Raw genomic sequence first — 25154 nt, 5'->3', positions numbered from 1 at the left:
CCATGGAGGCAGCCGAATGGCGGCAGAAAACAGCCTGCGAATTCTTTTGGCCAACCCGCGCGGTTTCTGCGCCGGGGTCGACCGCGCGATCAAGATCGTCGAACTGGCGATCAAGAAGTTCGGCTCGCCCGTCTATGTAAGGCACGAAATCGTGCATAACCGCTATGTAGTCGAAGGCCTTGAAGCCAAGGGCGCCGTGTTCGTGGACGAACTGGACGAAGTACCAACCGACATGCCGGTTGTCTTTTCTGCCCACGGCGTGCCCAAGTCGGTACCGGCAGAGGCTGAACGCCGAAACATGGTGTATGTAGACGCCACCTGCCCGCTTGTGTCGAAAGTGCACAGGCAGGTTGAGCGTCACCTGATGCATGGCCGCGAGATTTTGATGATCGGCCACGCAGGGCACCCGGAAGTCATCGGCACCATGGGCCAGGTGCCCGACGGCACAGTGACACTGATCGAAACAGTAGAGGATGTGGCGAAGTTCGAGCCCAAGAACCCGGAAAAGCTGGCCTTCGTGACACAGACCACTTTGTCGGTTGATGATACTTCCGAAATTGTCGCAGCCCTTCTGGACCGCTTCCCGTCTTTGGACCAGCCCAACAAGGAAGACATTTGCTACGCCACCACCAACCGCCAGATCGCGGTGAAAGAAGTGGCCAAGCAGGCCGACCGCATGATCGTGATCGGCGCCTACAATAGCTCTAACAGCATGCGTCTTGTGGAAGTCAGCGAAAAGGCAGGCTGCCCGGCAAAGCTGGTGCGCCGTGCGGTTGAACTGGACTGGGACTGGCTGGACGGAGCCACCGCCGTGGGTATTTCCGCAGGTGCGAGCGCCCCGGAAGTGCTGGTCGAAGAAGTGATCGAAGCCCTCAAGGGGCATTATGACGCCAAACTGGAACTGGTGACCACCGCAGAAGAAAATGTGGTGTTCAAGGTGCCGCCCATTCTGAAGGACGTTGCCTGATGGCGGTCTACACTAAGGTTGACGACCAGACGCTAAGCGCCTTCCTGAGCCGTTACGATGTCGGCAAAGCCACAAGCTTCAAAGGCATTGCCGAAGGCGTGGAGAACTCCAACTATCTGCTGGAGACCACCAAGGCGCGCTATATCCTGACGCTTTATGAGAAGCGCGCAAACCCGGACGAACTGCCCTATTTCCTGAACATGATGGAACATTTGGCGGAAGGCGGCATCCCAACCCCGCTGCCGATTCATGATAAAGCGGGCAAGGCGCTGCAGATACTGGCTGGCCGCCCGGCCTGTCTGATCAGCTTTCTCTCCGGGGTAAGCGTCCATCATCCATCCGAGAATCAATGCGCGGCTCTAGGTGGCATGCTCGCGGACATGCACAAAGTGGGACAAAGCTTCGACGAATCCCGCCCCAATGACCTGTCGCTAGCGGGCTGGAAAGACCTGGCAGCCAAGACCGAAGCCCGTGCTGATGAAGTAAAGGCCGGGCTGGCGGATGAAATCAGGGCCGAGATCGCAGCACTGGACGCCGCCTGGCCAACTGGCCTGCCAACTGGCACCATCCACGCGGACCTGTTTCCGGACAATGTGCTGTTCACTGGTGACACCATCACCGGGGTGATTGATTTCTATTTCGGCTGCACCGACATGCTCGCTTATGACATCGCGGTGTGCATCAACAGTTGGTGCTTTGATGAAAATCACCAGTTCCTGCCCGGCCATGCCAAACGACTGATGGAAATGTATGACGCCCACAGGCCGCTGACGCCCGTCGAAGTTGATGCTCTTCCGCTTCTGTGCCGGGGGGCTGCGCTACGGTTTCTGCTGACCCGCCTTTACGACTGGCAGAACCCGGTTGAAGGTGCGGTTGTGACCCCAAAAAATCCGCTTGATTACCTGAAGCGGCTGAAGTTTCACCAGCAGATCAGGGATGCGGCCGGTTATGTCGTCTAAAAAGAAGGTCGTTGAAATCTATACCGACGGCGCCTGTTCCGGGAATCCGGGGCCGGGCGGTTGGGGCGCGCTGCTCCTTTATGGCGAACACGAAAAGGAAATCACCGGCGGCGAGCTGGAGACCACGAACAACCGCATGGAGCTGACGGCGGCGATAGAGGCACTGAAGCTTCTCAAGCGCCCGTGCATCGTGCATCTGCACACAGACAGCACCTATGTGCGCGACGGCATCACCAAATGGATTCACGCCTGGAAAAACAAGGGCTGGAAAAACGCCGCCAAAAAGCCGGTGAAGAATGCCGACCTGTGGCAGGCGCTGGATAAAGCCATTAAGCCCCACGAGATTGACTGGATCTGGGTAAAGGGCCATGCGGGCGACCCAGGCAATGAACGCGCAGACGCACTGGCAAACCAGGGCATGGCCCCCTACAAGCCATAAAAAAAGCGCGGACAATTGCCCGCGCTTTTCTTTGTTTTATGCTTAATCGCAGGCCGATTAACGCGCCTCTGAAGCGTCCACTCCAAGACCGCCGAAGGTACGACCAAAGAAGTCACCGGCGTTCCAGCGTGGGCGCTCATCCGCATTCGCCACTTCATTCAGGATCAACCAGTTCACATAGGCGAACTTGGCGCCGGCCTGATAATTGATCTCCTGATCGAGCGAGTCATGCGGACGGTGGTAGGTCTTGCCCAGGAACTCGCGGAAGATGGCACCGCCATCCTTGCCGTCCACCGATGGGCCCCAACCTGTTACCAGAAACACGGAAGGGATGCCCTGCTGCACGAACCGGTAATGGTCGGACCTTGTGAAGATGCCCTCTTCCGGCATTGGGTCCGGGCTCAGGGCCACGCCAATGCTGCCCACTGCTTCGGCCGTTACCGGACCAAGCGATGAGCGGTCCGCACCAAAGGCAACTACATCGGCGAAATCATACAGCAGAATCGGCATATCCACATTGACGTTGGCAACCATCTGTTCCTTTGCCACCGTCGGGAATTTGGCGAAATACTCAGCGCCCAGAAGGCCTTTTTCTTCTGCCACAACAGCGGCAAACAGAATGGACCGGCGGGGACGCTCGCCCGAGCGCACATAAGCCCGCGCCACTTCCATCATCACAGCAACGCCCGACGCGTTATCAAGCGCGCCGTTGTTGATCTTGTCATCACCCTTTGCATGCTCGGAAACACCGATATGATCCAGATGCGCAGACATCACAACATACTCGTTTTTCAGTTCCGGGTCAGACCCTTCAAGCACAGCCAGGACATTGGGGCTATGGAAGGTGTCGGACAGGATACTGTCTCGCTTGATGGATGCGCTGGTCATAAGCGGCATCGCCTTTGGCGTGCCCTCTTCTGCTTCGGCCAAAACATCGTCAAAGGACATGTCGGCCCCCTCAAAGAGCATCCGGGCCACGTCGTGGCTGATCGCAGCAGAGGCAGTTATGCGCGGGGTGCCATCGTCAGTGCCCTCAGGGGCCACCCAATCAAAAGATTCGCTGCCCAGATATTTCTTGAGCCGGGAAAATGGACGGCGCTTTTCACCAGCGAGAGTGCTGACAACAAGCGTTCCAACGACGCCACGGCGAGCCAGTTCCTTTTTCTTGGTCGTACTTGAGCCGTGGTGCGCACGAATTTCGCTGTTGAAGCTTGTCGGTGCGCCACCGATAAGAACTGCAATCTTGCCTTCAAGGTCAACGCCCGTGAGGTCATCATGACCAAGATCTGGCGCGTGGATGCCATAGCCAACAAACACAAGATCGCCCGAGACATCGCCCGACGGCACATTCACATCACCGCTCATGTAGAAGTCATCGCCGGCAGTCAGCGTCTTTTCTTCGCCGTTCACAGTTACGCTCATCGCAGCTGATTCAACATCCAGCTTGGCCGTCTTGAACGGAACTTCCTGGAAGTACCCACCATTTTCGCCCGCCGGTTTCAAGCCAAGCTGGGCAAATTCAGCCGCCACATAATTAGCTGAGATGCGGTAGCCTTCGCTACCTGTATCGCGGCCCTTGAGTGTATCATCTGCCAGGAAACGAACATCGGCTTCGATCCGACTGGCGCTGAAGCTTTCCGCCCGGTCGGCTGCCGTTTTCTCCACACTACCGGTATCGGCACACGCTGCCACTGCCAGAAATGACAGCGCGGAAAAGCCGACACGCATTTTATTATTGCTAAACACTGTAACCAGTCCCCTTAGTTATTAACTTTGCGGGCTCCCAAACCCACAACATGCCGCAGTTTGCCAGGCTGCGACCGAATAAATGACAATACGCAGCTTTTACACCCAGTCAATCCAAGCGAAAGCTTACTGCGACAAAGCGTTTTACTGTTGCTTTAAAGCGTCGACAACGGCCCACAGCCGGTCTTGTCCCCACAAGGTCTCATTGCCCACCCGGAAGGTGGGCACGCCCCATGCACCCGCCATCAAAAGTGCCTGACGGTTTCTTTCCGCCACAGGCCCCCAGACTTCTTCCGGCAGGGCGGCCGAAAGTTTGGCGCCGCCAATGCCGGCCCGGTCCAGGATTTTCCTGAGCCCCGCGTCTGTGGTGCCGTCGATCCCCTCAGCCCATACGCCTCTGGTGAAGGCCTTGAAGAAAGCCAGGTCCTGGTCTGTGTCCGCAAAGGCAAAACCAAGCCCCATCGCCCGTTTGGTCGCCAGCCCAAGGGGGTCAACGATACGCCCGAACGGAATACCCTCCGCCCGCGCCTCGCGCGCTGTATCCATCAGGATATAGCGGCCTTTGGCAGGTGGCACCTTCATGCCGCGCATCATCATTGGCAGCACCGGCTTCAACTTGAGCCGGATACCGGATTTTTCCGCCAGTTCTGACGCCAGTTGCAGCCCAAGATAGCTATAGGGGCTACGAACAGAGAAAAAGAGCTCCACACTACGCCCGGATACCGATTTTTCCATATTCTGAAGACCGTATCGCCATAGGCGGGTGAGCTCGAAATGCACTTCACCATCCCCCACACCTGCCTTATTCAGGCGGTGCTCCAGATGGTCCAACCGGTCCAGCCCAAGATAAAACTCGCCACCATAATAGACGGTGGCACTGGCATAGTGGCCAAGCTGCCTCAGCAGTTTTTCATTTTTCTCAAGCGCCAACTCGTCAATGTCTGCTGCAACACACTGGCTGCGCACCAGCTTGTGGTCGTTACGCCAAAGCGCCTCACCGACTTCTTCTGCCGCAGTGAAAAAAGCAGGATCATCCTGCAAGCTGACCAGATAGCGGTTGGCCATGCCCACATTCAGCCGATCCGGCACCATGGCGGTTGAAGGAAAGCCAAGCCCGTAAAGCCGGGCGAGCCGCGTGGCATCAAGAATGCTGTAGGCTTCGAAGCGCTGAGGATCGGGATACATGTTGGCGGGCAGCCGTTCGATCACCAAAGGCTTTATCTTTACGTCAAAGCGGCTGGCAAGGTCAGGCAACGCCTGCACCATCAATTGGCAATAGGGGTCATCCGTGCGGTGAAAATACAGAATCTCTCGCCCCCGGCGCCCAAAGCGCCGCGACACTTCCTCTCTCGCACGGGCCAGATTCAATCTGGTCTCGCTTGTCAGCCAGGCCGCTATACCCGACTTCAATACTGTTTCGAAACTCATTGAGCGGCAGTCTTGTTTGTTGATCCCTAGATCGCTTCTAGCACTATTGATCTGGCTTCAACAGCCCTTACCTGCCTGTGCTGCAAACAGGCACAAAAAAGGGCCGCAGAAGCCGCCCTTTCAGTCTCTTTCGTTGGCCCGGCTTAAAGCTGGGTCAGCGCGTGCTCAGCGGAAGATACCTGAAACGCGCCTGGCTCCTCGATATTCAGCTGGGTCACAGTGCCGTCTTCCACAATCATGGAAAACCGCTTTGACCTGGTGCCCATGCCAAACCCGGATGCATCCATTTCAAGGCCCAGCGCCTTGGCGAATTCGGCGTTGCCGTCTGCCAGCATTACAACCTTGTCCTCGACGCCCGCGCTTTTGCCCCAGGCGTTCATGACAAACACATCGTTCACCGACACGCAGGCGATGGCATCCACGCCTTTAGCGAGGATTTCATCAGCATGCTCGACAAAGCCCGGCAGGTGTTTGGCCGAACAGGTCGGCGTGAAAGCCCCTGGTACGGAGAAAAGCACGACCTTGCGCCCCTCAAAAAACTCCTGTGTGGACACTGGCCCCGGACCGTCCGCTGTCATGGTAGTCAGCGTCGCGGCGGGAATTTTATCACCAAGCTGGATGGTCATCGTTTGCTCCTGTGGTTTGCCCGATCGGGCAATTGATCTGGTATTTACTCTAGCCGTTATTTGGCAGGCAGGTCCAGCATGCGCTCAATGGCATTGCCCTGCCCATCAATGAAGGTCAGTCGGATCTGCTTACCCCGCAGGTCCATCGGCTTTTTCCCGGTCATGGCGGAGAGCACAAAACGCGCCGAGCGCCCGTCCCCCGTAATCTTAATCCTGGGTGCGCCGAAATGGACCATATCGTTCACCTCAGCCAGCATATCAGGCGCAGTAAGCATGGCATCCGCGCGGGCATCCACCACCACATGTTGGCGGCCCACAGGCCCGGTGACGCGAACGGAATCAATCACAAGGCCTGCGCCCGCATCGCCCTCACGCTCAGGCACTTTTTTCATCCAGGCATCGACACGAATATCATGCGGTGAAAAATCAGCCCCCAATGCCGAGGCAGGGAGGTTATAGGTGGCATCAAATGGCACGCAGATATCCTTGCACACCATGAAGCTGGCACTCACGGTTATGCCCGCTTCATTGGTGCTGTGCGGCCGAAACGGCAACAACACCGTGTGGCTGTAGCCATATGTCTCCAGACCGAAAAGCTCGAACCGTTCAGGAACGGGAAAAAGAATATCAATCTCTGCAGCGTCCTGGCTCAGACGCACTGGCAGCCCGGCTTCGCCGGGAGACCGCCAATAGGTCTTCCACCCCGGCGCCAGCTTGGCCTCCCAGGCCAACAGCGGCTTACCATCTGAATTCGTCATGTCGGCAGATGTTGTAACAAGGCGGGTTTGAAGCATATCAAGATGCTCCTGCCACGGCGTCTCTCCCGCCTGTACGGGTAATGTCAGGCCAAAAAGGCCACTCAAAACTATTAAAATCGAACGCATGCCGGTCTCCAGCTGATTTCCTGTCATGATTAGCAACCGCCTTGATGAATTGCCAGTCGCGATTGATCACATTGCCGTCAATCCGGCCAGACCGGCGACCCACATATAGGTTTACAACCGCTGGCCGATTGCACAATCCTGCTATACGCGCTAAGCTTGAAGGCGCTATATAGAGAGGCCACATGACATCATCCACTTACCTGGACAGCAAGCTACTGCTGGCAATGCCCAGCATGACCGACCCACGGTTTGACCGGAGCGTCGTTTATGTTTGTTCCCACGATGAATCGGGCGCTATGGGTCTGGTGATCAACCAACCCTTTCCCAACCTGACGTTTGAAAGCCTTCTCGAGCAACTGGATATCGAAACCGAAGGCCCAGTGCCGCCGCTTCCTATCCACACAGGTGGGCCAGTGGAACCCGGGCGGGGCTTTGTACTGCATTCAGCAGATTTCGTGCAGGAATCAACCCTGGTGGTCAGCGAAACGCTGGCGCTGACAGCAACGGTAGATATCCTGACCGCGCTTGCACACGGGCGCGGGCCGATACATCATCTTCTGGCGCTTGGCTATGCCGGATGGGGTGCGGGCCAACTGGAACAGGAAATCCAGGAAAACGCCTGGCTGACGGCAGAAGCCGACGACGAGATCATTTTCAATACGGAACTCGAACAAAAATGGCCACGCGCCATGGCTAAACTGGGCATCAATATTTCGATGCTGTCATCGGATGCAGGGCACGCCTGACCCACCATCCCCAATTCAGTTAAGGGTATGTCCCTGCTGGCCTGACAGACGGTCGAGATCAAAGGAAGGTATCTCCTGCCCCGGCAACTTGTTTGCGCCGCTGCGATAGAGAGCCAGAACCTTGGGCACATCAAGGGCGCGCAATTCAACGCCGATCAACTCAAGCATCGCATTAACCCGGTCAGACAACTGCTCTCTCGAGAGCACGCGCGGCGAAGGCACAACCATCAGCGTTGTCAGATCATGCTGAAAACGTCCCCAGTGGTCCGAAAATTCTTGATTCAGCATATCAAAGGGCCGCACGACACCGACAAGCACGGTCCCTGCCATCGCCCGTGTATCGGAAAAGGGCAATGCCAATACTTCCAGGTCGAAGGTCTCATCCTGTTCAAGCGAGAATGAACCCGTGCGCACAAGACCACTGCCCTGCACGAGAGAGGTGGCATACAGTTCTTCCATTACCGAGGCTTGCTCGTGGTCACTGAAGATATCGGCATATGTCTTGCCAGCCATGCCGCACCCGACACCTTCTTCAAGGCTGGAACCTGCAAGGCGATACCGAAGCGAGCCATCTGCCCCCATTTCCAGGATGAACATCCAGGGCAATATTGTCGTAAGCCGACGAAGATCAAGCTGCGAGCGTTCAGGCAACGCATCCGCGCCGCCTAAATCATGCCAGTAAGCCAGTAATTGACACAACTCCGGGCTCAACAAGAGTCCCCCCTGAATATTTTATGGCTGGCATGGTATCACTATACCTGCCTGCCAGCAATACTTAGAGGAGTATGAATTAATCTTATAATTTAGTAACGGATTTCACTAAAACACGATCAGGAGAAAGTAATCCGGTCCAAATCACCGCCACCGACTATTGCCGTAGCAAGATCGGGTTTCACCAATAACTGCTCTGCGGTACGCGCAACGTCATCTGGCGTGACTGCCTCGACATTGCTGATCATTTCCTCGATTGGGATCAGGCGATCGAACACAAGCATCTGGCGACCCATCTGCTCCATCCGCGACGTTGTCGCCTCAAGCGCCATAACAAGACCGGATTTCAGCTGGGCGACAGCGATTTTGAATTCTTCGTCTGTCGGGCCTTTCGTCAGCGCTTCCATTTCGCCTTTGATCACCGGCATCATGCCTTCGGCCATTTCCGGGCCGGTACCAGCATAGATGCCCAACAAGCCAACGTCCTGATGGCTGCTGGTGAAGCTGTAGACCGAATAAGCCAAGCCCCGGTTTTCCCGCACCTCCTGGAACAGACGCGAAGACATGCCGCCACCCAAAATCGTGGAGTAGACCTGCATGGCGTAATAATTGTCGTCCGTAAAGGACACGCCCGGCCACGCCGCCGTCACATGTACCTGTTCAAGGTCGCGTTTCTCGCGGATATCCCCACCAGTAAAGCGCGCGGGTGTTGTGCTGCTGGCCACGCCTGCCTTAAGCCCTGCCAACTTCTCTTCCGCCAAAGCCACTAGGTCCTTGTGCTCAAGATTGCCTACAGCAGAGACCACAATATTTGATGCGGTATAATTACTGGTCAGGTAGCTACGCAGATCAGCGCTTGAGAAACTACGCACGCTGTCTGCTGTACCCAGGATTGACCGGCCGATGGCCTGGTCGCGGAAGGCCGCGTCCTGAAGGTGGTCGAACACGATATCGTCTGGCGTATCAAGCGCCTGCCCGATTTCCTGCAGGATCACCTCTTTTTCACGCACAAGTTCACTGTCATCACACTGGCTGTTTAGGATGATGTCCGCCAGAACATCGAATGCAAGCGGCAGGTCATCTTTCATCACACGGGCGTAATAGGTGGTGTTGTCGCGACTGGTATAGGCGTTCATCTGGCCGCCAACGGCTTCAATCTCGCTGGCGATATCGCGCGCGGTCCTACGCTTCGTGCCTTTGAACAGCATATGTTCCAGGCAGTGCGTGATGCCGTTGAGCTTCAGAGGTTCGTGGCGTGCGCCGATATCCACCCACATGCCGACGGCCACAGTTTGAAGCTGGGGCCGGCTTTCACTGACAATACGGAGGCCTGATGGCAGGCGGGTAACCTCTACACTCAATCTATAGTCCTTGCTCTATTCGCGCCTGAAGCGCTGTCACGTCGTTGGCGAGCGTGATAAGCCTTTCTTCGCGCGAAAGCAAGTCTGCCATATGGGCGGGGAGTGCTGGGTCAACGCCAGTGGCCTCTGTAACCGCCGCACCAAACTTGGCCGGATGGGCGGTCGAGAGCGTCACCATAGGTACACTTGGGTCAGTGTTGCACACGGCAGCAGACGCCAGCCCCACGGCAGTATGCGGGTCCGCCACATAGCCGCTGGCCTTGTAAAGATCAGCCATCACCTTGGCCGTCAGGGCGTCATCTGCCTGGCTTGCGGCGAAAGACGCCCGCAGTGCCTCAAGGTGCGCCTGTTTGAGGTCAAAGCCCTTCTCAGCCGTCAGCGTATCCATATAGGCCCGGATTTCCGCAGCGTCGCGACCGGCCAGATCAAACATCAGGCGTTCGAAGTTGCTGGACACCTGGATATCCATGCTGGGCGACAGCGTTGCCTCCACCCCGTCTGCACGGTAAGCGCCCGACTGCAGCGCGCGGGCCAGGATGTCATTCTTGTTCGTGGCGATCACCAGTTGGCGGACCGGCAGGCCCATGCCCTTGGCAATATAGCCCGCGAAAATATCCCCGAAGTTGCCGGTAGGCACAGTGTAGGACACTTCGCGGTCAGGTGCACCAAGTGCGACCGCGGAGGTGAAATAATAGACAATCTGCGCCATCACCCGCGCCCAGTTGATGCTGTTCACAGCCGTCAGGCCCACACGGTCGCGGAACTCAAGGTCATTGAAGCAGGCTTTCACCAGCGCCTGGCAGTCGTCGAAATTGCCCTCTACGGCGATATTGACTACATTGTCCTCAAGGACCGTCGTCATCTGGCGGCGCTGCACTTCAGACACACGGTCTTTGGGGTGCAGCATATAGATGGTGACATTGTCGCGCCCGCGGCAGCCCTCAATGGCGGCAGAACCGGTGTCGCCAGACGTTGCGCCCAGAATTGTCAGCTTCTGCCCGCGCTTGGCCGTGAAATGGTCGAAGAAACGGCCGAGCAGTTGGAGTGCGAAATCCTTGAACGCCAGCGTCGGGCCATGGAACAGCTCCAAGAGCCAGTCGTTTGCGCCAAGCTGCACCAAGGGCGCCACAGCCGGGTGGCGGAAGGCCTTGCCATAGGTGGCGTCCAGCATGGCTTTGAGGTCTGCGTCCGACAGGCTTCCGGCAACGAAAGGCTGGATCACTTCGAACGCCACGTCTGCATAGGGCTTGCCGCGGAAGCTGCGGATCTTGCCTGCGCTGAATTTTGGCAGTTCCTCAGGCACATAGAGACCACCGTCCCGGGCCAGGCCAGTCAGCGTTACCCCTTCAAAATCCAGTTTTTCGGCTTCGCCGCGCGTAGATATATATTTCACGATCAGTGCACTCAACTTTACGAATCTTGCGAAGGCTAGTAGTAGGCGCAGACCGACCGGGATGCAAGAGTAAGCGCGCCGGATTGCGGCATAATTGCTTTAGCCTTCGTGAAGACCGACTTTTTCGAAAGTCTACTCTTCCCGGCCACGCTTGAAGCCGAAAGCGATATAAACACCAAGGAGCGTCATGGCGAGGCCATACCATGTAAGGGCATACTGAAGGTGATCGTTGGGGATATCCACCCGCACCTGCCCGCCCTGCGGCAGTGCACCTGGCTGCCCCACATGATCACTGAAAATGCGGAAGTGATAATATTCCTTGGTCCTGAGGCCCCAATAGGCTGCCATCTCATGCACGTCAGCGGTAAACCAGTTGCCGCCGGCCGCATCGTTCGGCGGGGTCATGGAACCCGGCGTAGCGCTGGTGCGCAGCACGCCGGTTACCGTGATGTCACCTGACGGCAGCGCCGGGATTTCTTTCTGGTGGAATGGTATCCAGCCGAAATTCACGACTACGACCATGCCGTGGCGCTTCTGCACCGGCGCATAAACGTGATAACCAGCCTTGCCAGACATGCTCGTGGCCGACACCTTGATCGGCGCGCGATCCAGCACTGTCCCGGTAAAAGACACGCGGTGATATTCCAAGCTAAGCGGATCATCAAGATGCACAGGCAGCGGCATGGGTGCTGCCGCGAGCCCGGCCTCTATCCGCGCCAAGAGGTCGGTCTTGGGGCCAACCTTGCTGGCCTGCCAAGTACCAAGGCCGATCAACACGATCATGCCCAATAGAGCACAGACTGTCAGCGCCACACCAGGTTTGAAGCCCTTAGGCATCTTTGTCCTCGCCATCTGTCAGGCGGCCCTCGGCGGCGTCATGATGGAACTGCAGCGCTACCAGTGTGGCTTTGAACACCCGCAACATCCAGATGCTGCCAAACAGGATCAGGGCGAAGATGATGGTCATGGCGAGCCACGGCGGCATATGCATACCGCCGATCAGGATAAAGCCGACAAGGGCCGCAATCGCCCCCATGATCAGGATCACGAACACCTGCGCGCCATCGCCCGGGTCTGCCGCCCTTAGGTCGAAACCGCAGACATCGCACGTATCGCGGATATCCAGGCTCATGGGCTTGAAGAAAGCGCCTTCGCCGCACTTGGGGCAGCGGCCAAGGAAACCGGCCCTATAAGGCGAAACCGACCGGGATTGCTCCCGGCCGGCTTCTTTTTCTTTATTCTGCATGTCTGCAGGCATGCCTTATGCACCGCCCCAGATGTAGATGCAGAAGAACAGGAAGATCCAAACAACGTCCACGAAATGCCAGTACCAGGCAGCAGCCTCGAAGCCGAAGTGGTGGTCTGGCGTGAAGTGGCCCTTGTAAGAACGGCCCAAGCAAACAGCCAGGAAGATGGTGCCGACAAGTACGTGGAAACCGTGGAATCCGGTTGCCATGAAGAATGTCGCGCCATAGATGTTACCGGAAAACTCGAATGCCGCGTGCATATACTCATACACCTGAACGCAGGTGAAGATCGCACCCAGGATCACGGTCAGCCACAGGCCCTTTTTCAGGCTGTCGCGGTCACCTTCAACCACAGCGTGGTGTGCCCAGGTCACGGTCGTACCGCTAAGCAGCAGGATCAGCGTGTTCATGAATGGCAGGTGCCAAGGATCGAACGTCTCGATACCGGCTGGTGGCCACATAGCGTCGTTATTCAGCGTTTCCCAGAAAGCGCCAATCTCAGGCAGTGGGATCTTTGGGTACAGGGCAGCATTGAAGAATGCCCAGAACCAAGCCACGAAGAACATCACTTCAGAGGCGATGAACAGGATCATGCCGTACTTGAGGCCAATACGAACAACCGGCTTATGGTCGCCGCCTTCGGCTTCGTCGATCACATCCGACCACCACGCAAACATGGTGTAGAGGAGGCCAAGAAGGCCTGCGCCAAACAGCCAGTTGCCAAAACCGGACATGCCAAACAGCGTTGCATCCGGCTTCATGGCGAAAACTGCTCCGACCATCATGATCAGAACAGCAAATGAGCCAAATGCCGGCCATGGGCTTGGGTTTACCAGGTGATAATCATGTTTCACATCGCCCGCCATAAAATCTCTCCTAACAAGCACCGGCACATTTGCCGACGTTCCCTTATTGTTACCCTAGCTTTAGCGACTCTGTTCCGCTTGCACACGCGCCGTCTCGTCTTCCATGACGAAGAAGGTGTATGAAAGCGTCACTTCGCTAACGTCATCCAAATTTGGATCCTCAGCAATCAGAGGATCAATGAAATAGACGACAGGCATATCTACCCGTTCGCCTGGTTCCAGCACCTGCTCCGTAAAGCAGAAGCAATCAATCTTCGCAAAATATTCACCTGCCTTGTGCGGCGTAACATTATAGGTGGCCGTACCCACGATCGGCTTGTTCGTTGGGTTATAAGCCTCATAGTGCGCAATGGCCTGCTCGCCGATCTTCAGCTTCTGATGCACCTGCACAGGCTTGAAGTCCCACGGCATATCGCGGTGAACGCTGGCATTGAAACGCACGTCCATTTCACGGTCCAGCACAGCACCTGATGCCACTTCGGCAACCTGCGTGGTGCCGCCATAGCCAGTCACTTTGCAGAACAGGTTATAAAGCGGCACTGCAGCATAGGCGAGACCGATCATGCCGGCCACCACAAGGCCGACAAGCATCGCCACACGCGTATTCTTATTTGCAGCCACGGCCGTCAAGGTGTCAGCCCCTTGATCTTGAAATAGCTGAACACCGCAACAAGCAGTACAAAGGCGCCAAGCGACAAGCCCAGCACGCGGTTGCGCTTTTTCATGCGTTTGTGCATTTCGCTATGGTCGTCACTCATGCCAGCCACCCCGTTATCAGGCGCTCAAAAGCGAGCGTCGCAAAAAGAACGAAAAGATAAAGGATCGAAAATGCGAAAAGCTTTCGCTCGGCTTTTTCAACACCCTTGAATACCAACGCAGCCAGCATCAGGAACCAGGCACCGAAAAGCGTGGATACCACGCCGTAAACGGGCCCGGCAAAGTCCAGGAAATACGGTGCGATGCCGCACGGCACCACAAGCAGGCTGTATAGAAGAATCTGCTTCCGGGTCTCACGCTCACCGGCCACGACCGGCAGCATAGGCACACCCACTTTTTCATAGTCCTTGGAAATGAAAAGGCTGAGTGCCCAGAAGTGCGGCGGAGTCCACAGGAAGATAATACCGAAGAGCACCATGCTCTCAATCGTAACGCTGTCGGTAACTGCGGCCCAGCCGATCATCGGCGGGAAAGCGCCAGCTGCACCACCGATAACAATATTATGCGGTGTGCGGCGCTTGAGCCACATGGAATAAATGACAACATAAAAGAAAATCGTAAGCGCCAGAAGCGCTGCTGCCGTCATATTGACGATCAGGCCCAGAAGCACCACCGAAGCGACGCTTAGCGTCAGGCCAAAGCCGAGTGCATCACCCGGTGTAACCTTACCCGCAGGGATCGGCCGCTTGGCCGTGCGGTCCATGATGGCGTCGATATCGGCATCATACCACATATTGAGGGCGCCAGACGCCCCTGCCCCCACAGCGATCAAGAGGATCGCAGCGAAAGCCAGTACCGGGTTCATGGTGCCGGGTGCAGCCACAAGGCCCACAAAGCCCGTGAAGATAACAAGCGACATGACCCGTGGCTTCAGAAGTGCCACGAAGTCACGCGCTTCAGCCTCCCGGGTACCGGAAGGCTGAATGGTTTGATCATAAGATGTCAGGCTATCGGCCAAAACGTCTGTCCTTTTCCCAAAGGAGTAAGCCCGGTGGGCTTACTTAATCTTTGGCAGTTCGTTGAACTGGTGGAATGGTGGAGGCGAAGAAAGCGTCCACTCAAGCGTCGTGGCACCTTCACCCCATGGGTTGTCGGCACAGTCTTTCTTCTTCTTGAATAGAGTCATAGCCATCACAACGATGAAGAGAAGCACACCAACAGCCGTGATCTTGTAGCCGAGCGTAGATACCCAGTTCCAGTATTCATAGGCATCAGGATAGTCCACATAGCGGCGTGGCATCCCCTGCAGCCCCAGGAAGTGCTGCGGGAAGAAGATCAGGTTTACGCCAACGAATGTGATCCAGAACTGAATGTTCGCCAGAATGTTCGGGTATTGCTTGCCCGACATTTTGCCAATCCAGTAGTAGAGACCCGCGAAGATAGCGAACACCGCACCCAGCGACAGTACATAGTGGAAGTGAGCAACCACATAATAGGTGTCGTGCAGGACGATATCAGCACCAGCGTTCGACAGAACCACGCCCGTTACACCACCAACGGTGAACAACAGGATAAAGGCAATCGCGTACATCATCGGCACTTCAAAGGTGATGGAGCCACCCCACATGGTCGCAATCCAGGAGAAGATCTTCACACCAGTCGGTACTGCAATCACCATGGTTGCTGCCACGAAGTAAGCCTTCGTGTCCACATCCAGACCAACGGTGTACATGTGGTGTGCCCACACGACGAAGCCGATGAAGCCGATTGCCGCCATGGCGTACGCCATCCCCAGATAGCCGAAGACCGGCTTACGGGAGAAGGTCGACACAATGTGGCTGATGATGCCGAATGCCGGCAGGATCATGATGTACACCTCAGGGTGACCGAAGAACCAGAACAGGTGCTGGAACAGGATTGGGTCCCCACCGCCTGCTGGATCGAAGAAGGTCGTGCCGAAGTTACGGTCTGTCAGCAGCATGGTGATGGCGCCAGCCAGAACAGGCAGCGACAGAACCAGCAGGAAGGCCGTGATCAAGATGGACCAGCTAAACAGAGGCATCTTGTGCAGGGTCATGCCCGGCGCACGCATGTTGAAGATGGTCGTGATATAGTTGATCGCACCCATGATGGACGAAGCACCAGCCACGTGCAGCGAGAAGATCGCCAGATCCATGGAAGGACCAGGGTGACCGCTCGTCGACAGCGGAGCATAAGCCGTCCAGCCACCGCCGAAACCGTTCATGCCAGGTGCGCCTTCCACAACAGTGGACAGCAGCAGCAGAATGAAGGCCGGAGGCATCAGCCAGAAGCTGACGTTGTTCATGCGCGGGAACGCCATGTCAGGCGCACCGATCATGAGCGGCACGAAATAGTTACCAAAACCACCGATCAGCGCAGGCATTACCATGAAGAATACCATGATCAGGCCGTGGCCGGTGGTCAGTACGTTAAACATGTGACGGGCGTGATCTTCGGTGATGCCGAGGAATTCTGGCAGGAATTGAACACCAGGTTCAGCCAGTTCCATACGCATCAGACCGGACATTGCAAAGCCGATCATACCGGCAAAGAATGAGAACCAAAGATACATCACACCGATGTCTTTGTGGTTGGTGGAATAGACCCAGCGTCTCCAACCAGTTGGGTTATCGTGAGCCATTGCTCTTCTCTCCCTAACTTGTCTTAGCGACCAAGGGCCGTGGTACCCGCGTCAGCATATTCTGCTTTCGCACGTTCCACCCACTTGGCAAATTCATCTTTGGACACAACTTGTACCGCAATCGGCATGAAAGCGTGGTCCTTACCGCACAACTCCGAGCATTGACCGTAGAAAATGCCAGTTTTGTCTGCTTCGAACCAAGTTTCATTGAGGCGACCAGGCACAGCATCCAGCTTCACACCAAACTCAGGCACAGCCCAGGAGTGAATAACGTCAGAAGCCGTGAGCATCACCTTGATCTTGGTGTCAACTGGCACCACCAGTCGGTAGTCCGTATCCAGAAGCCGAGCGTTCAGTTTTGCGTCCTTACCCAAGAAAGCCGATAGGTTGGCTTCAGCCTTGGCTTTCTCCGCAGCGTCCTTGAACGTGGCGTCCGGAATAACCATCGCCGTAAACTCGATACCGTCGTGATCCGGATAGTTATAGGTCCAGTTCCACTGGTTACCCGTTACACGGATCGCAAACTCTGTCTCCGGCACTGTATCTTGGAAATACAGGAGCGGGATCGACCAGAAGCCAATAACCACAAGTACGCCAATCGGAACCACCGTCCAGATGATCTCAATCAGGGTGTTGTGACTTGTTTTGGATGGCTCTGGGTTCGCTTTGGCACGGTAACGCACCATCACGTAGAACATGAGGATGAATACAAATGCCGTGATTACAGTGATGATCCAGAGAAGGAGCTCGTTAAACTCTACTACCCGGCTGGCTTGGTCGTTTGCGGCTTCACGAAGCCACAGACCCTTGTCCTGAGGAACGCCGAGACGGTCCTCTGCCAGCGCGCTAACCGAGAAACCGAACAGGGTCGTCAGTGCGACCATAATTCCGGCGGTAAGCCTTTTGACGTTCATAGTTCTGCTTTCCTTTTGTTCCTACCCCTTTGCGGGGGACCGGCGCCATTCTTGTCTGTGGCGTCCAGTAATCAGCCTCGAAAAAGTATAACCTGCTCCCCGTGGCCGATATGAATGCGGGCCCGTTTATACCAGACGTTCCCAAAGGCTCAAGTCCGAGTGAGCACCTGATGCCGTTTTTTTGCCTTTTTTTACCCAAAGCCACCATAATTTATTGAAGATGGCTTGTCATTCCCACATCTCCATACCATGGTAGCGCCAGCGATTGCCTCAAAAATGCGACATTGTGCCGCACTTTCGGTGTAATCTGCCTTTCTGGCCCATAAATCATAGAATCATTCTCGCATAGCGATAGAAAGGGACGTTCCATGACCGATGCAGCCGCGTCGCTGAATTTTTTCTTCCAAGAGTCGGACCTTGATGAGAAGCGCACAGAAGCGCTGGTCTCCGATACCCTCTCGGATATGGAAGACGGCGAACTGTATCTTGAGGCTACGAGTTCCGAGTCATTCAGCTTCGATGACGGGCGCCTGAAGGGGGCGAGCTATGACAGCAGCCAGGGGTTTGGCCTTCGTGCTGTGATAGGCGAAAGCACAGGCTTTGCGCATTCGAATGAACTGTCGGAAGACGCAATCCGGCGCGCTGGCGAGACTGTGCGCGCGGTGAAAACCGGGAACGCAGGCATCATGGCCCCGGCGCCCGTGCGCACCAACAAGCAGCTTTACACCGACGCAAACCCGCTCATGGGCATCGAGTTCGGTCGCAAGATCAAGCTTCTTGAAGAAATTGACGCCTACACCCGCGCCAAAGACCCGCGCGTGGCACAGGTCAGCGCAAGCCTTCTTGGCAGTTGGCAGGCAGTGGAGATCATCCGCGCTGACGGCCACCGGGTGCGCGACATCCGCCCGCTTGTACGCCTGAATGTGCAGGTGGTGATGCGCGACGGCGACCGGCAGGAAATGGGCTATGAGGGCTCAGGCGGACGCCAGGCCTATGACTTCCTGTTTGATGAGGCCCATTGGCAGGCACAGGCAGACGAGGCGATTCGCCAGGCCGCCGTGAATATGGAAAGCGTGGATGCCCCCGCGGGTGAAATGACTGTGGTCTTGGGCCCAGGCTGGCCCGGCGTGCTGCTGCATGAAGCCATCGGCCACGGGCTGGAGGGTGACTTCAACCGCAAAAAAACCTCTGCCTTCGCCGGCCTTTTGGGCGAGCGCGTGGCGGCACCGGGTGTGACCGTGGTGGACGACGGCACGCTTTCTGACCTGCGTGGCAGCCTGACGGTGGATGACGAAGGCACACCGACCGAGCGCACTGTGCTGATCGAGGACGGAATCTTGAAGGGCTACATGCAGGACCGGCTGAACGCCCGCCTGATGGGCATGCAGGCCACCGGCAACGGCAGGCGTCAGAGCTTTGCCCACTCCCCGATGCCGCGCATGACAAACACTTTCATGCTGGCGGGCGACAAGGACCCAGCGGAGATTTTGGCAAGTGTCGATGACGGCCTTTATGCCGTGAACTTCGGCGGCGGCCAGGTGGACATCACCTCCGGCAAGTTCGTCTTTAGCTGTACCGAAGCCTACCGCGTGCGCGGCGGCAAGATCATGGAACCGGTCAAGGGCGCGACGCTCATAGGCAACGGACCGGATGTACTCACGCGCGTGTCGATGATCGGCAACGATCTGAAGCTGGATAACGGTGTGGGCACCTGCGGCAAGGGCGGTCAGAGCGTCCCCGCGGGCGTTGGCCAGCCAACCCTCCGGATTGACGGCCTCACGGTCGGGGGCACTGCAGGTTAGGCCTCCACACCCGTATCCGGTTTGCCGGCGCCAATGTCGATGTAGCGGAAATTGTCGGACAGATAGACTGTCTCGCGTTCATATTCGCGTGCCGCCACCTTGGCCTCATGGACTTCCTTCGACAGCACGGTCAACTGCATGATCTTGCGCGGGTGCCCCTCTTCATCTGGAAGGATGGGAACACTTGCGCCTATGAAATCCACATTGCCGACGGGAGGCGTGGTCCAAACCGCTGCTGCGGGCTGGGCAACCACGCCCCAGAGACGTTTGGCCCTGAGCGCGCGATTTTCCTGCGGCGTGATATCCATATAATTCAGCCCAGTAAAATCGAACTTATACATGTCCTGATACTGAGACCCGGCATAGCGAAAGACCATTTTCTCAGGCGCAAAGGCATCCATCAGCATCACGCCGCGCATAAGCCCGGGAATATCGCCCGGCCTGATATCGCTGCGTTTGGGCGCAACGGCTTGCCCCCGCCAACGGTTCCACGCCGCAAGAAAAGCCCTTATCGAAGGATCCTGCGCAAATGCCGGAATTTCAAAGTTAAATTCTTGTACAGCGGACAAAACATTCCCCAGCGATGATCTGTTTGTTGAATTCTGCGACACTTTCGCGGGCAGCACAATAAATTGGTGACAAGCCCCTAGCTGAACGATTTGTTAAGGCGACAACACTATACTGCAAAGTCTATAGGAGGCCCGGCTGAGAGATTGAAACCGCTTATAATATATAGCCTTATCGTCTTTCTGACGACCGCAGTGGCGGCTGACGACCGGCCAGCCATCACGATCACCTATTATCATTATCCGCCCGACATCAGGGTCGTGAACGGCAAACCCACGGGTAAATATATCGATCAGTTGACCGCAGTGGCCGATACCGCAGGCTATGATGTGCGCTGGATGGCTTCTACAATTGACGAAGAAGCCGACATGTTGAATGAAGGCCGTCGGGCCATCTGCACAACGGGCCGCATGCCCACGCCAGAGCGGGTAAAGAAATGGGCCTTTCTGCCCTACCTGTTTGACTTGGTGCCCGGTGATATTGTCCTCACATTGCCTAAATACCGCGACCGACTGAAGGCCCACGGCAACATTGTCTCGCTGGCGCAGGACAGCAGCATGATCGGTACGCTCCTTGAAAGCGGCATATATGGCGAGGAAGTAGATTCGATCGTGCGCGCAAACCCAAGCTGGATCCTCCGCACCGGTAAAACAGACTTTCAACTGATGAACATGGTCCTGGCAGGCCGCGCCCACTATACCATCGTGCCGCTGGACCAGTGGGACGAAGCCAGGCGGGTTATGCCACAAACCAATACACTGGTGACCCTCCCCAATTATGGCACCCACCCGGACTATCCTATAGCCATTGCCTGTAGCAAGGGGGTGCCCTCAGCGACCCTGAAAGCGCTTGGTGAAGCCATGGCCGAACATGGTTTCAAGCCATATGATCTGCCGCACTAACAAGGCGCGACAGCTGAGAAGAGGTCCCAGGCTCGAAGCAGCGTCAAGATGTTCCGCCTCCAGGAAGCTGTAAAAAGACTTTATTTACCCTTTCAGCACAATACTATGTACCTAACGTACGGGGTCGTATCACTGGAGAAAAATCATCGATCGCCTTCGTCAGACACTGCTTGACCAGATGCAAATCAGCGACTTCGAAATCTCGAACCGGATGAAGTTGCTTGGCCTGAGACAATCTGATTTGAAGCAGCTTGCATCCTTGCAGGACAAAATCTCCGCTGTTCTCGGCGCCATCGTCGATGAATTTTACCAGAAACAGACACAGATTGATGAAGTGATCCTGCTGATCGGTGACGCTGAGACGCTCGCCCGGCTGCGGCGGTCTCAGTATGACTATGTGCTGGAGCTTTTCTCTGGCAGATATGACGCGGAATATGCCAACAGCCGCCTGCGCATCGGCATGGTTCACAAACGCATCGGCGTTGATCCCAAGCTATACCTTGCCGCCATACGGTCATTGAAAGAAATCCTCTCGCGGGTCATTTCCTCGCTGGTTGAAGATGCTGAGAAGGCCTTCAGCCTCATAGATACACTGGATAAGCTGATTTATTTCGACACCACACTGGTCTTTGACGCCTATATCCTCAGCCTTGTTAGTGAGATTGACGCCGCCCGTAGTCGTACCGAAAAATATGCGCTGGACCTGGAACGAAAAGTGGAGCAGCGAACAAAAGAGCTGGAACGTATCGCCCGCACCGATCCGCTTACAGGCCTCTACAACAGGCGCTCGATGGCTGACCTGTTCGAGCGGGAGCTTGCCCACGCACGCCGTAAAAGGGGCACGCTATGCTGCGCTTATTTCGACGTCGACAAATTCAAATCCATTAATGATGAAAAAGGCCACGTGTATGGCGACCAGGTCCTGATTGCCGTGGGCAAGGCTATCCTGTCCAGTATTAGGGAAGTGGATATTGGCTGCCGGTATGGCGGCGACGAATTCTGCCTGATCCTGCCGGACTGTTCCCAGGATGATGCCCGGATCATTTGCGGCCGCATCATCGCGGCCTTCAATGAAAAATTCCCGAACCATACCCTCAGCATTGGTGTGGCACAGAAAGGGATAGAAGACACGCCGACAACGCAGGACCTGATAAGCGCAGCCGACAAAAAAATGTATGAGTCCAAAAAGGCCGAGGGCTCTTGTATTTCCTGCTAGCCGACTTGCGGCAGTGAGAAAAAAAGGGGCTTCCGCCCCTTTTTCCTTAGCCCACGATGGTGGCTTCTGTTTTGGCGCGAACCTCGTCCATGGTGACGTCGGGCGCAAGCTCGACAACCTTCAGGCCGCCTTCCGTCACGTCGAACACGCCAAGGCCGGTGACGATGCGGTCCACCACCTGTGTGCCGGTCAGCGGCAGCGTGCAGGATTTCAGAAGCTTCGGTTCGCCCGCCTTGTTGGTGTGATCCATGATCACCACCACCCGCTGAACGCCAGCCACAAGGTCCATCGCACCGCCCATGCCCTTGACCATCTTGCCCGGGATCATCCAGTTGGCCAGATCGCCATTCTCCGCCACTTCCATGGCGCCAAGAATGGAGAGGTTGATATGCCCGCCCCGGATCATGCCGAAGCTGTCAGCCGAGGAGAAATAGCTGCTGGTCGGCAGTTCGGTGATCGTCTGCTTGCCGGCGTTAATCAGGTCAGCGTCCACCTCGTCCTCATAAGGGAATGGGCCCATCCCCAGCATGCCGTTCTCGCTCTGCAGCGTGACATGCATGCCTTCGGGGATATAGTTGGCCACCAGCGTCGGAATGCCGATCCCCAGGTTCACATAGAAGCCGTCCTGAAGCTCAAGGGCAGCACGCGCCGCCATCTGGTTCCTGTCCCAAGCCATTAGCCAGCCTCCCTTTCACGAACGGTACGTTGTTCAATCCGCTTTTCAAACGTGCCCTTGACGATCCGCTGAACAAAAATACCCGGCGTGTGGATGTGATCCGGGTCAATCTCGCCCGGCTCCACCAGTTCCTCAACCTCAACAACCGTCACCTTGCCGGCAGTTGCCATCATCGGGTTGAAGTTGCGGGCTGTCTTCCGGAACACCAGGTTGCCTTCGGTGTCCGCCTTCCAGGCTTTCACGATGGACACATCAGCCACAAGGCCGGTTTCCATGATGTATGTCTGGCCGTCAAAATCCTTGTGTTCCTTGCCTTCGGCGATCAGCGTGCCAACGCCTGTCTTGGTATAGAAACCCGGAATGCCAGCGCCGCCTGCGCGGATGCGTTCCGCCAGCGTGCCCTGCGGGTTGAACTCAAGCTCAAGCTCGCCGTCCAGATACTGGCGTTCGAACTCCTTGTTCTCGCCAACATAGGAGCTGATCATCTTCTTGATCTGCTTGGCGTCGAGCAAGATGCCAAGGCCAAAGCCGTCCACACCGCAGTTGTTGGAAATAACCGTCAGATCTTTCACGCCTGCCTTGTGTGTGGCAGCGATCAGATTTTCAGGAATACCGCACAGCCCGAAACCGCCAGCCATCATGGTCATGCCGTCAAACAGCAAGCCATCAAGCGCAGCTTCGGCACTATCAAAAACTTTTTTCATCGCTGACTCCCGCCTGAAAAGTTAGGGATAACAGAGCACCGGCATAGCCAGTGACGCAGCCCAAAGTGGCCGCCCGCCTCAGATACCGCCAATTAGTTTCACTTGCAACAAATTCTTGCAGCGTCAAACCGCAGATTTCCTTGCATCAAGGAATATATTTCCTTGTATCGGTTACCTTGAAGCCATTGTTAAGCCACATTATATTGATCCTATAAATAGACAAAACTTATGGTGCGGCAAATGCCGCCCGACAGACAGCGAAACGGAGACACCTTGTGGGACGCATTTTGTGCCAAATCATTGGCGGCGCCTTCTGCTTTTTTGGCATTCTGGGCGTATTGACGCCCATTCCTTTCGGGCTGATCTTTTTCGCGATCGGGCTCCTGTTCCTGATTCCGACAACCCCATGGGTGACACGGACGGTTCGCCGGGCGCGCGGTCGGTTTGCGACGTTTGACCGCGCCATGGATGCCATGACCCGCCGGGCACCAGCCCCATACCGCCGCGTGTTGCGGCGCACCGAAATCGGCAATTTCGACTGGTAAAGAAAAAGCCCGGCAGGACTTGTCCAACCGGGCTTGCCAAAACTGATCCTTCAGGGCGCTAGTTTGCTTTGAACTTGCGCACCAGCAAGACACTTGCTCCAATCAGAACCACCACGCAAACGATGCTGGCTTCAGGGCCGACTTCTCCGCCTGTAAGCCACAGCGGCCCCGACGCCTTCATTTCAGCGACCAGCGCCGGAACGGTGGACTGCTGCCCTGTTACCGGAATGGTAAAGCCAACGCCCTGAAACCAGTTCCATCCTGCATGCCAGCCGATGATGCCCCAAATACTGCCCGCCTTGATTGCCCAGTAGCATGCGAACAGGCTGAACAATACGGACGTCGCAGCGTCAACCAGCATGTTTGGATTGTCCGGGTCAAAGTGTAGCAGGGTGAACAGAAGCGCGCTGGTAGAGGAAGCTGCAATCACACCCACCTTGCGCGACATGGCAGACAACAGCCATCCCCGCATCACCACTTCCTCGACGCCGGCCTGCACGCTGTAGCCCACAGCAAGCATGAGCATGGCACCCAAGGCTGCAGGAGAGGTAAAAGCGGGCGCGATAGCCCCGATTTCATAGCCGCCCAGTGCCAAAATCCCAATAACGGTTACAGCGATCATCGCGCTGCCAACAAGAAAACCAACGGAAAACCTGCTGACCTTGGCTTCGCCACCAAGGCCTATGGAAGCCAATGACCGCTTTTCCACAAACCGAAGCCACAACAGCAAAAGAGCAAACATGATGGCGAACGGCACAATCAGGGATGCTGTCAGGTCTGTCGGCAGGATCGGTGCACCGCTTTCGGGAAGCAAGCTAAGGGCACGCATCAGCTTAACGCCGGTTACAAGTGGAATGATGGTAAACAGAATGGCAACAACAGGGACAAGAAGCGCCCAAGGCTTCCAGCCCTTCGGTTCCTCAGAACCAAAAAGTACGGTTGGATTAAACATTTTTCTCTCTCGCTATCTTTGCGGTTTCCCCGCTTTTTTATCCGAACCACGGCCCCCTCGCCCCAATCCGGCGGGTCACGTTTTCTGGCGCGACACCGCAACCATAAAAACGGCTAATAAAATGAAAATCCACAGAAAAATCTAATGCCCAGCATTACATTCTAAAAAGTCAAAGAAACCCGCG

General features: G+C 56.2%; 27 protein-coding genes. 8 read left to right on the top strand and 19 right to left on the bottom strand.

The window, feature by feature from the left end:
* Nucleotides 1–16: 16 nt before the first annotated feature.
* Genes ispH through rnhA form a run of 3 tightly spaced genes read left to right on the top strand, consistent with a single transcriptional unit; the run spans nucleotide 17 to nucleotide 2365 of the window.
* Nucleotides 17–967: a 4-hydroxy-3-methylbut-2-enyl diphosphate reductase gene (ispH, locus tag KORM41_RS20695; RefSeq protein WP_068153095.1), complete on the top strand. Its 951-nt coding sequence runs from the start codon at nucleotides 17–19 to the stop codon at nucleotides 965–967.
* The gene (thrB, locus tag KORM41_RS20690) at nucleotides 967–1926 is read left to right on the top strand and encodes a homoserine kinase (RefSeq protein ID WP_068153091.1); all 960 of its coding nucleotides are present in this window, start codon (nucleotides 967–969) and stop codon (nucleotides 1924–1926) included. The genes ispH and thrB overlap by 1 nt, the downstream gene beginning before the upstream one ends.
* Nucleotides 1916–2365, top strand: a complete 450-nt coding sequence (gene rnhA, locus KORM41_RS20685) for a ribonuclease HI (protein ID WP_068153502.1) — start codon at nucleotides 1916–1918, stop codon at nucleotides 2363–2365. Before thrB ends, rnhA begins: the two co-directional genes overlap by 11 nt.
* Nucleotides 2366–2422: 57 nt before the next feature.
* Here the strand turns inward: rnhA and KORM41_RS20680 are convergent, their stop codons facing one another.
* The 4 genes from KORM41_RS20680 to KORM41_RS20665 form a co-directional block, all read right to left on the bottom strand.
* Nucleotides 2423–4093, bottom strand: coding sequence for a M28 family metallopeptidase (locus KORM41_RS20680; protein ID WP_068153089.1), 1671 nt, complete (start codon nucleotides 4091–4093; stop codon nucleotides 2423–2425).
* A gap of 162 nt (nucleotides 4094–4255) precedes the next feature.
* On the bottom strand, nucleotides 4256–5539 hold the full coding sequence (locus tag KORM41_RS20675) for a DsbA family protein (RefSeq protein WP_068153087.1): 1284 nt from the start codon (nucleotides 5537–5539) through the stop codon (nucleotides 4256–4258).
* Between the two features lie 143 nt (nucleotides 5540–5682).
* Nucleotides 5683–6165 (bottom strand): peroxiredoxin, encoded by a 483-nt coding sequence (locus KORM41_RS20670; RefSeq protein ID WP_068153085.1) that lies wholly within the window; start codon nucleotides 6163–6165, stop codon nucleotides 5683–5685.
* A 56-nt stretch (nucleotides 6166–6221) separates the two neighbouring features.
* Nucleotides 6222–7076 carry a protein-disulfide reductase DsbD domain-containing protein gene (locus KORM41_RS20665; protein WP_082720115.1) on the bottom strand — a complete coding sequence of 285 codons (855 nt, stop codon included), beginning with the start codon at nucleotides 7074–7076 and terminating at the stop codon, nucleotides 6222–6224.
* A 155-nt stretch (nucleotides 7077–7231) separates the two neighbouring features.
* On the opposite strand from KORM41_RS20665, the gene KORM41_RS20660 reads away from it, so the two are divergent.
* Entirely contained in the window at nucleotides 7232–7795 is a 564-nt protein-coding gene (locus tag KORM41_RS20660) for a YqgE/AlgH family protein (protein ID WP_068153079.1), read from the top strand.
* A 15-nt stretch (nucleotides 7796–7810) separates the two neighbouring features.
* Here the strand turns inward: KORM41_RS20660 and KORM41_RS20655 are convergent, their stop codons facing one another.
* The 11 genes from KORM41_RS20655 to coxB form a co-directional block, all read right to left on the bottom strand.
* The gene (locus KORM41_RS20655; RefSeq protein ID WP_197421345.1) at nucleotides 7811–8506 is read right to left on the bottom strand and encodes a PAS domain-containing protein; all 696 of its coding nucleotides are present in this window, start codon (nucleotides 8504–8506) and stop codon (nucleotides 7811–7813) included.
* A 119-nt stretch (nucleotides 8507–8625) separates the two neighbouring features.
* A complete protein-coding gene (locus KORM41_RS20650) occupies nucleotides 8626–9867 on the bottom strand; it encodes a M16 family metallopeptidase (protein WP_068153073.1) in 1242 nt (413 codons plus the stop codon).
* Between the two features lies 1 nt (nucleotide 9868).
* Nucleotides 9869–11260 (bottom strand): threonine synthase, encoded by a 1392-nt coding sequence (thrC, locus tag KORM41_RS20645; protein ID WP_068153499.1) that lies wholly within the window; start codon nucleotides 11258–11260, stop codon nucleotides 9869–9871.
* 132 nt (nucleotides 11261–11392) lie between these two features.
* Nucleotides 11393–12097 (bottom strand): SURF1 family protein, encoded by a 705-nt coding sequence (locus tag KORM41_RS20640; RefSeq protein WP_068153070.1) that lies wholly within the window; start codon nucleotides 12095–12097, stop codon nucleotides 11393–11395.
* Complete coding sequence (locus KORM41_RS20635; protein ID WP_197421343.1) at nucleotides 12090–12506, bottom strand: DUF983 domain-containing protein; 417 nt, start codon at nucleotides 12504–12506, stop codon at nucleotides 12090–12092. The genes KORM41_RS20640 and KORM41_RS20635 overlap by 8 nt, the downstream gene beginning before the upstream one ends.
* A 15-nt stretch (nucleotides 12507–12521) precedes the next feature.
* Entirely contained in the window at nucleotides 12522–13373 is an 852-nt protein-coding gene (locus tag KORM41_RS20630) for a cytochrome c oxidase subunit 3 (RefSeq protein WP_068153064.1), read from the bottom strand.
* A 60-nt stretch (nucleotides 13374–13433) separates the two neighbouring features.
* Nucleotides 13434–13994: a cytochrome c oxidase assembly protein gene (locus tag KORM41_RS20625; protein WP_231727361.1), complete on the bottom strand. Its 561-nt coding sequence runs from the start codon at nucleotides 13992–13994 to the stop codon at nucleotides 13434–13436.
* Between the two features lie 5 nt (nucleotides 13995–13999).
* Nucleotides 14000–14131, bottom strand: a complete 132-nt coding sequence (locus tag KORM41_RS22415; RefSeq protein ID WP_269448995.1) for a hypothetical protein — start codon at nucleotides 14129–14131, stop codon at nucleotides 14000–14002.
* Nucleotides 14128–15048: a heme o synthase gene (locus KORM41_RS20620; RefSeq protein ID WP_068153059.1), complete on the bottom strand. Its 921-nt coding sequence runs from the start codon at nucleotides 15046–15048 to the stop codon at nucleotides 14128–14130. Before KORM41_RS20620 ends, KORM41_RS22415 begins: the two co-directional genes overlap by 4 nt.
* 39 nt (nucleotides 15049–15087) lie before the next feature.
* A complete protein-coding gene (gene ctaD, locus KORM41_RS20615) occupies nucleotides 15088–16692 on the bottom strand; it encodes a cytochrome c oxidase subunit I (RefSeq protein ID WP_068153057.1) in 1605 nt (534 codons plus the stop codon).
* A 23-nt stretch (nucleotides 16693–16715) separates the two neighbouring features.
* A complete protein-coding gene (gene coxB / locus KORM41_RS20610) occupies nucleotides 16716–17606 on the bottom strand; it encodes a cytochrome c oxidase subunit II (RefSeq protein WP_068153055.1) in 891 nt (296 codons plus the stop codon).
* 368 nt (nucleotides 17607–17974) lie between these two features.
* Here coxB and tldD point away from each other — a divergent pair, with 368 nt between their 5' ends.
* The gene (tldD, locus tag KORM41_RS20605; protein WP_068153052.1) at nucleotides 17975–19408 is read left to right on the top strand and encodes a metalloprotease TldD; all 1434 of its coding nucleotides are present in this window, start codon (nucleotides 17975–17977) and stop codon (nucleotides 19406–19408) included.
* Here tldD and KORM41_RS20600 read toward each other — a convergent pair.
* Nucleotides 19405–19977: a PAS domain-containing protein gene (locus KORM41_RS20600; protein WP_068153049.1), complete on the bottom strand. Its 573-nt coding sequence runs from the start codon at nucleotides 19975–19977 to the stop codon at nucleotides 19405–19407. The genes tldD and KORM41_RS20600 overlap by 4 nt on opposite strands.
* Nucleotides 19978–20121: 144 nt before the next feature.
* On the opposite strand from KORM41_RS20600, the gene KORM41_RS20595 reads away from it, so the two are divergent.
* Nucleotides 20122–20877 (top strand): transporter substrate-binding domain-containing protein, encoded by a 756-nt coding sequence (locus tag KORM41_RS20595; RefSeq protein WP_068153045.1) that lies wholly within the window; start codon nucleotides 20122–20124, stop codon nucleotides 20875–20877.
* 178 nt (nucleotides 20878–21055) lie between these two features.
* Entirely contained in the window at nucleotides 21056–22093 is a 1038-nt protein-coding gene (locus tag KORM41_RS20590; protein WP_197421341.1) for a GGDEF domain-containing protein, read from the top strand.
* 46 nt (nucleotides 22094–22139) lie between these two features.
* On the opposite strand, the gene KORM41_RS20585 is transcribed toward KORM41_RS20590, so the two are convergent.
* On the bottom strand, nucleotides 22140–22769 hold the full coding sequence (locus tag KORM41_RS20585; protein WP_068152467.1) for a CoA transferase subunit B: 630 nt from the start codon (nucleotides 22767–22769) through the stop codon (nucleotides 22140–22142).
* Complete coding sequence (locus KORM41_RS20580; protein ID WP_068153038.1) at nucleotides 22769–23473, bottom strand: CoA transferase subunit A; 705 nt, start codon at nucleotides 23471–23473, stop codon at nucleotides 22769–22771. The genes KORM41_RS20585 and KORM41_RS20580 overlap by 1 nt, the downstream gene beginning before the upstream one ends.
* Nucleotides 23474–23748: 275 nt before the next feature.
* Between KORM41_RS20580 and KORM41_RS20575 the strand changes: the two genes are divergently transcribed.
* Nucleotides 23749–24018, top strand: coding sequence for a hypothetical protein (locus tag KORM41_RS20575; RefSeq protein WP_156432081.1), 270 nt, complete (start codon nucleotides 23749–23751; stop codon nucleotides 24016–24018).
* 58 nt (nucleotides 24019–24076) lie between these two features.
* Here KORM41_RS20575 and KORM41_RS20570 read toward each other — a convergent pair whose 3' ends face one another.
* Entirely contained in the window at nucleotides 24077–24970 is an 894-nt protein-coding gene (locus KORM41_RS20570) for a CPBP family intramembrane glutamic endopeptidase (protein WP_068153033.1), read from the bottom strand.
* Nucleotides 24971–25154 lie beyond the last annotated feature (184 nt).

It is taken from the genome of Kordiimonas lipolytica, assembly GCF_001550065.1.
The sequence above is the reverse complement of the archived record's forward strand: the minus strand, read 5'-3'. Positions and strand labels throughout refer to the sequence as shown.

Bases quoted from the DNA above. Each gene is read 5' to 3' on its own strand.
- ispH (WP_068153095.1), top strand. From the start codon at position 17: ATGGCGGCAGAAAACAGCCTGCGAATTCTTTTGGCCAACCCGCGCGGT.
- thrB (WP_068153091.1), top strand. From the start codon at position 967: ATGGCGGTCTACACTAAGGTTGACGACCAGACGCTAAGCGCCTTCCTG.
- rnhA (WP_068153502.1), top strand. From the start codon at position 1,916: ATGTCGTCTAAAAAGAAGGTCGTTGAAATCTATACCGACGGCGCCTGT.
- KORM41_RS20680 (WP_068153089.1), bottom strand. From the start codon at position 4,093: ATGCGTGTCGGCTTTTCCGCGCTGTCATTTCTGGCAGTGGCAGCGTGT.
- KORM41_RS20675 (WP_068153087.1), bottom strand. From the start codon at position 5,539: ATGAGTTTCGAAACAGTATTGAAGTCGGGTATAGCGGCCTGGCTGACA.
- KORM41_RS20670 (WP_068153085.1), bottom strand. From the start codon at position 6,165: ATGACCATCCAGCTTGGTGATAAAATTCCCGCCGCGACGCTGACTACC.
- KORM41_RS20665 (WP_082720115.1), bottom strand. From the start codon at position 7,076: ATGACAGGAAATCAGCTGGAGACCGGCATGCGTTCGATTTTAATAGTT.
- KORM41_RS20660 (WP_068153079.1), top strand. From the start codon at position 7,232: ATGACATCATCCACTTACCTGGACAGCAAGCTACTGCTGGCAATGCCC.
- KORM41_RS20640 (WP_068153070.1), bottom strand. From the start codon at position 12,097: ATGCCTAAGGGCTTCAAACCTGGTGTGGCGCTGACAGTCTGTGCTCTA.
- KORM41_RS20635 (WP_197421343.1), bottom strand. From the start codon at position 12,506: ATGCAGAATAAAGAAAAAGAAGCCGGCCGGGAGCAATCCCGGTCGGTT.
- KORM41_RS20630 (WP_068153064.1), bottom strand. From the start codon at position 13,373: ATGGCGGGCGATGTGAAACATGATTATCACCTGGTAAACCCAAGCCCA.
- KORM41_RS22415 (WP_269448995.1), bottom strand. From the start codon at position 14,131: ATGAGTGACGACCATAGCGAAATGCACAAACGCATGAAAAAGCGCAAC.
- ctaD (WP_068153057.1), bottom strand. From the start codon at position 16,692: ATGGCTCACGATAACCCAACTGGTTGGAGACGCTGGGTCTATTCCACC.
- coxB (WP_068153055.1), bottom strand. From the start codon at position 17,606: ATGAACGTCAAAAGGCTTACCGCCGGAATTATGGTCGCACTGACGACC.
- tldD (WP_068153052.1), top strand. From the start codon at position 17,975: ATGACCGATGCAGCCGCGTCGCTGAATTTTTTCTTCCAAGAGTCGGAC.
- KORM41_RS20590 (WP_197421341.1), top strand. From the start codon at position 21,056: ATGCAAATCAGCGACTTCGAAATCTCGAACCGGATGAAGTTGCTTGGC.
- KORM41_RS20585 (WP_068152467.1), bottom strand. From the start codon at position 22,769: ATGGCTTGGGACAGGAACCAGATGGCGGCGCGTGCTGCCCTTGAGCTT.
- KORM41_RS20580 (WP_068153038.1), bottom strand. From the start codon at position 23,473: ATGAAAAAAGTTTTTGATAGTGCCGAAGCTGCGCTTGATGGCTTGCTG.
- KORM41_RS20570 (WP_068153033.1), bottom strand. From the start codon at position 24,970: ATGTTTAATCCAACCGTACTTTTTGGTTCTGAGGAACCGAAGGGCTGG.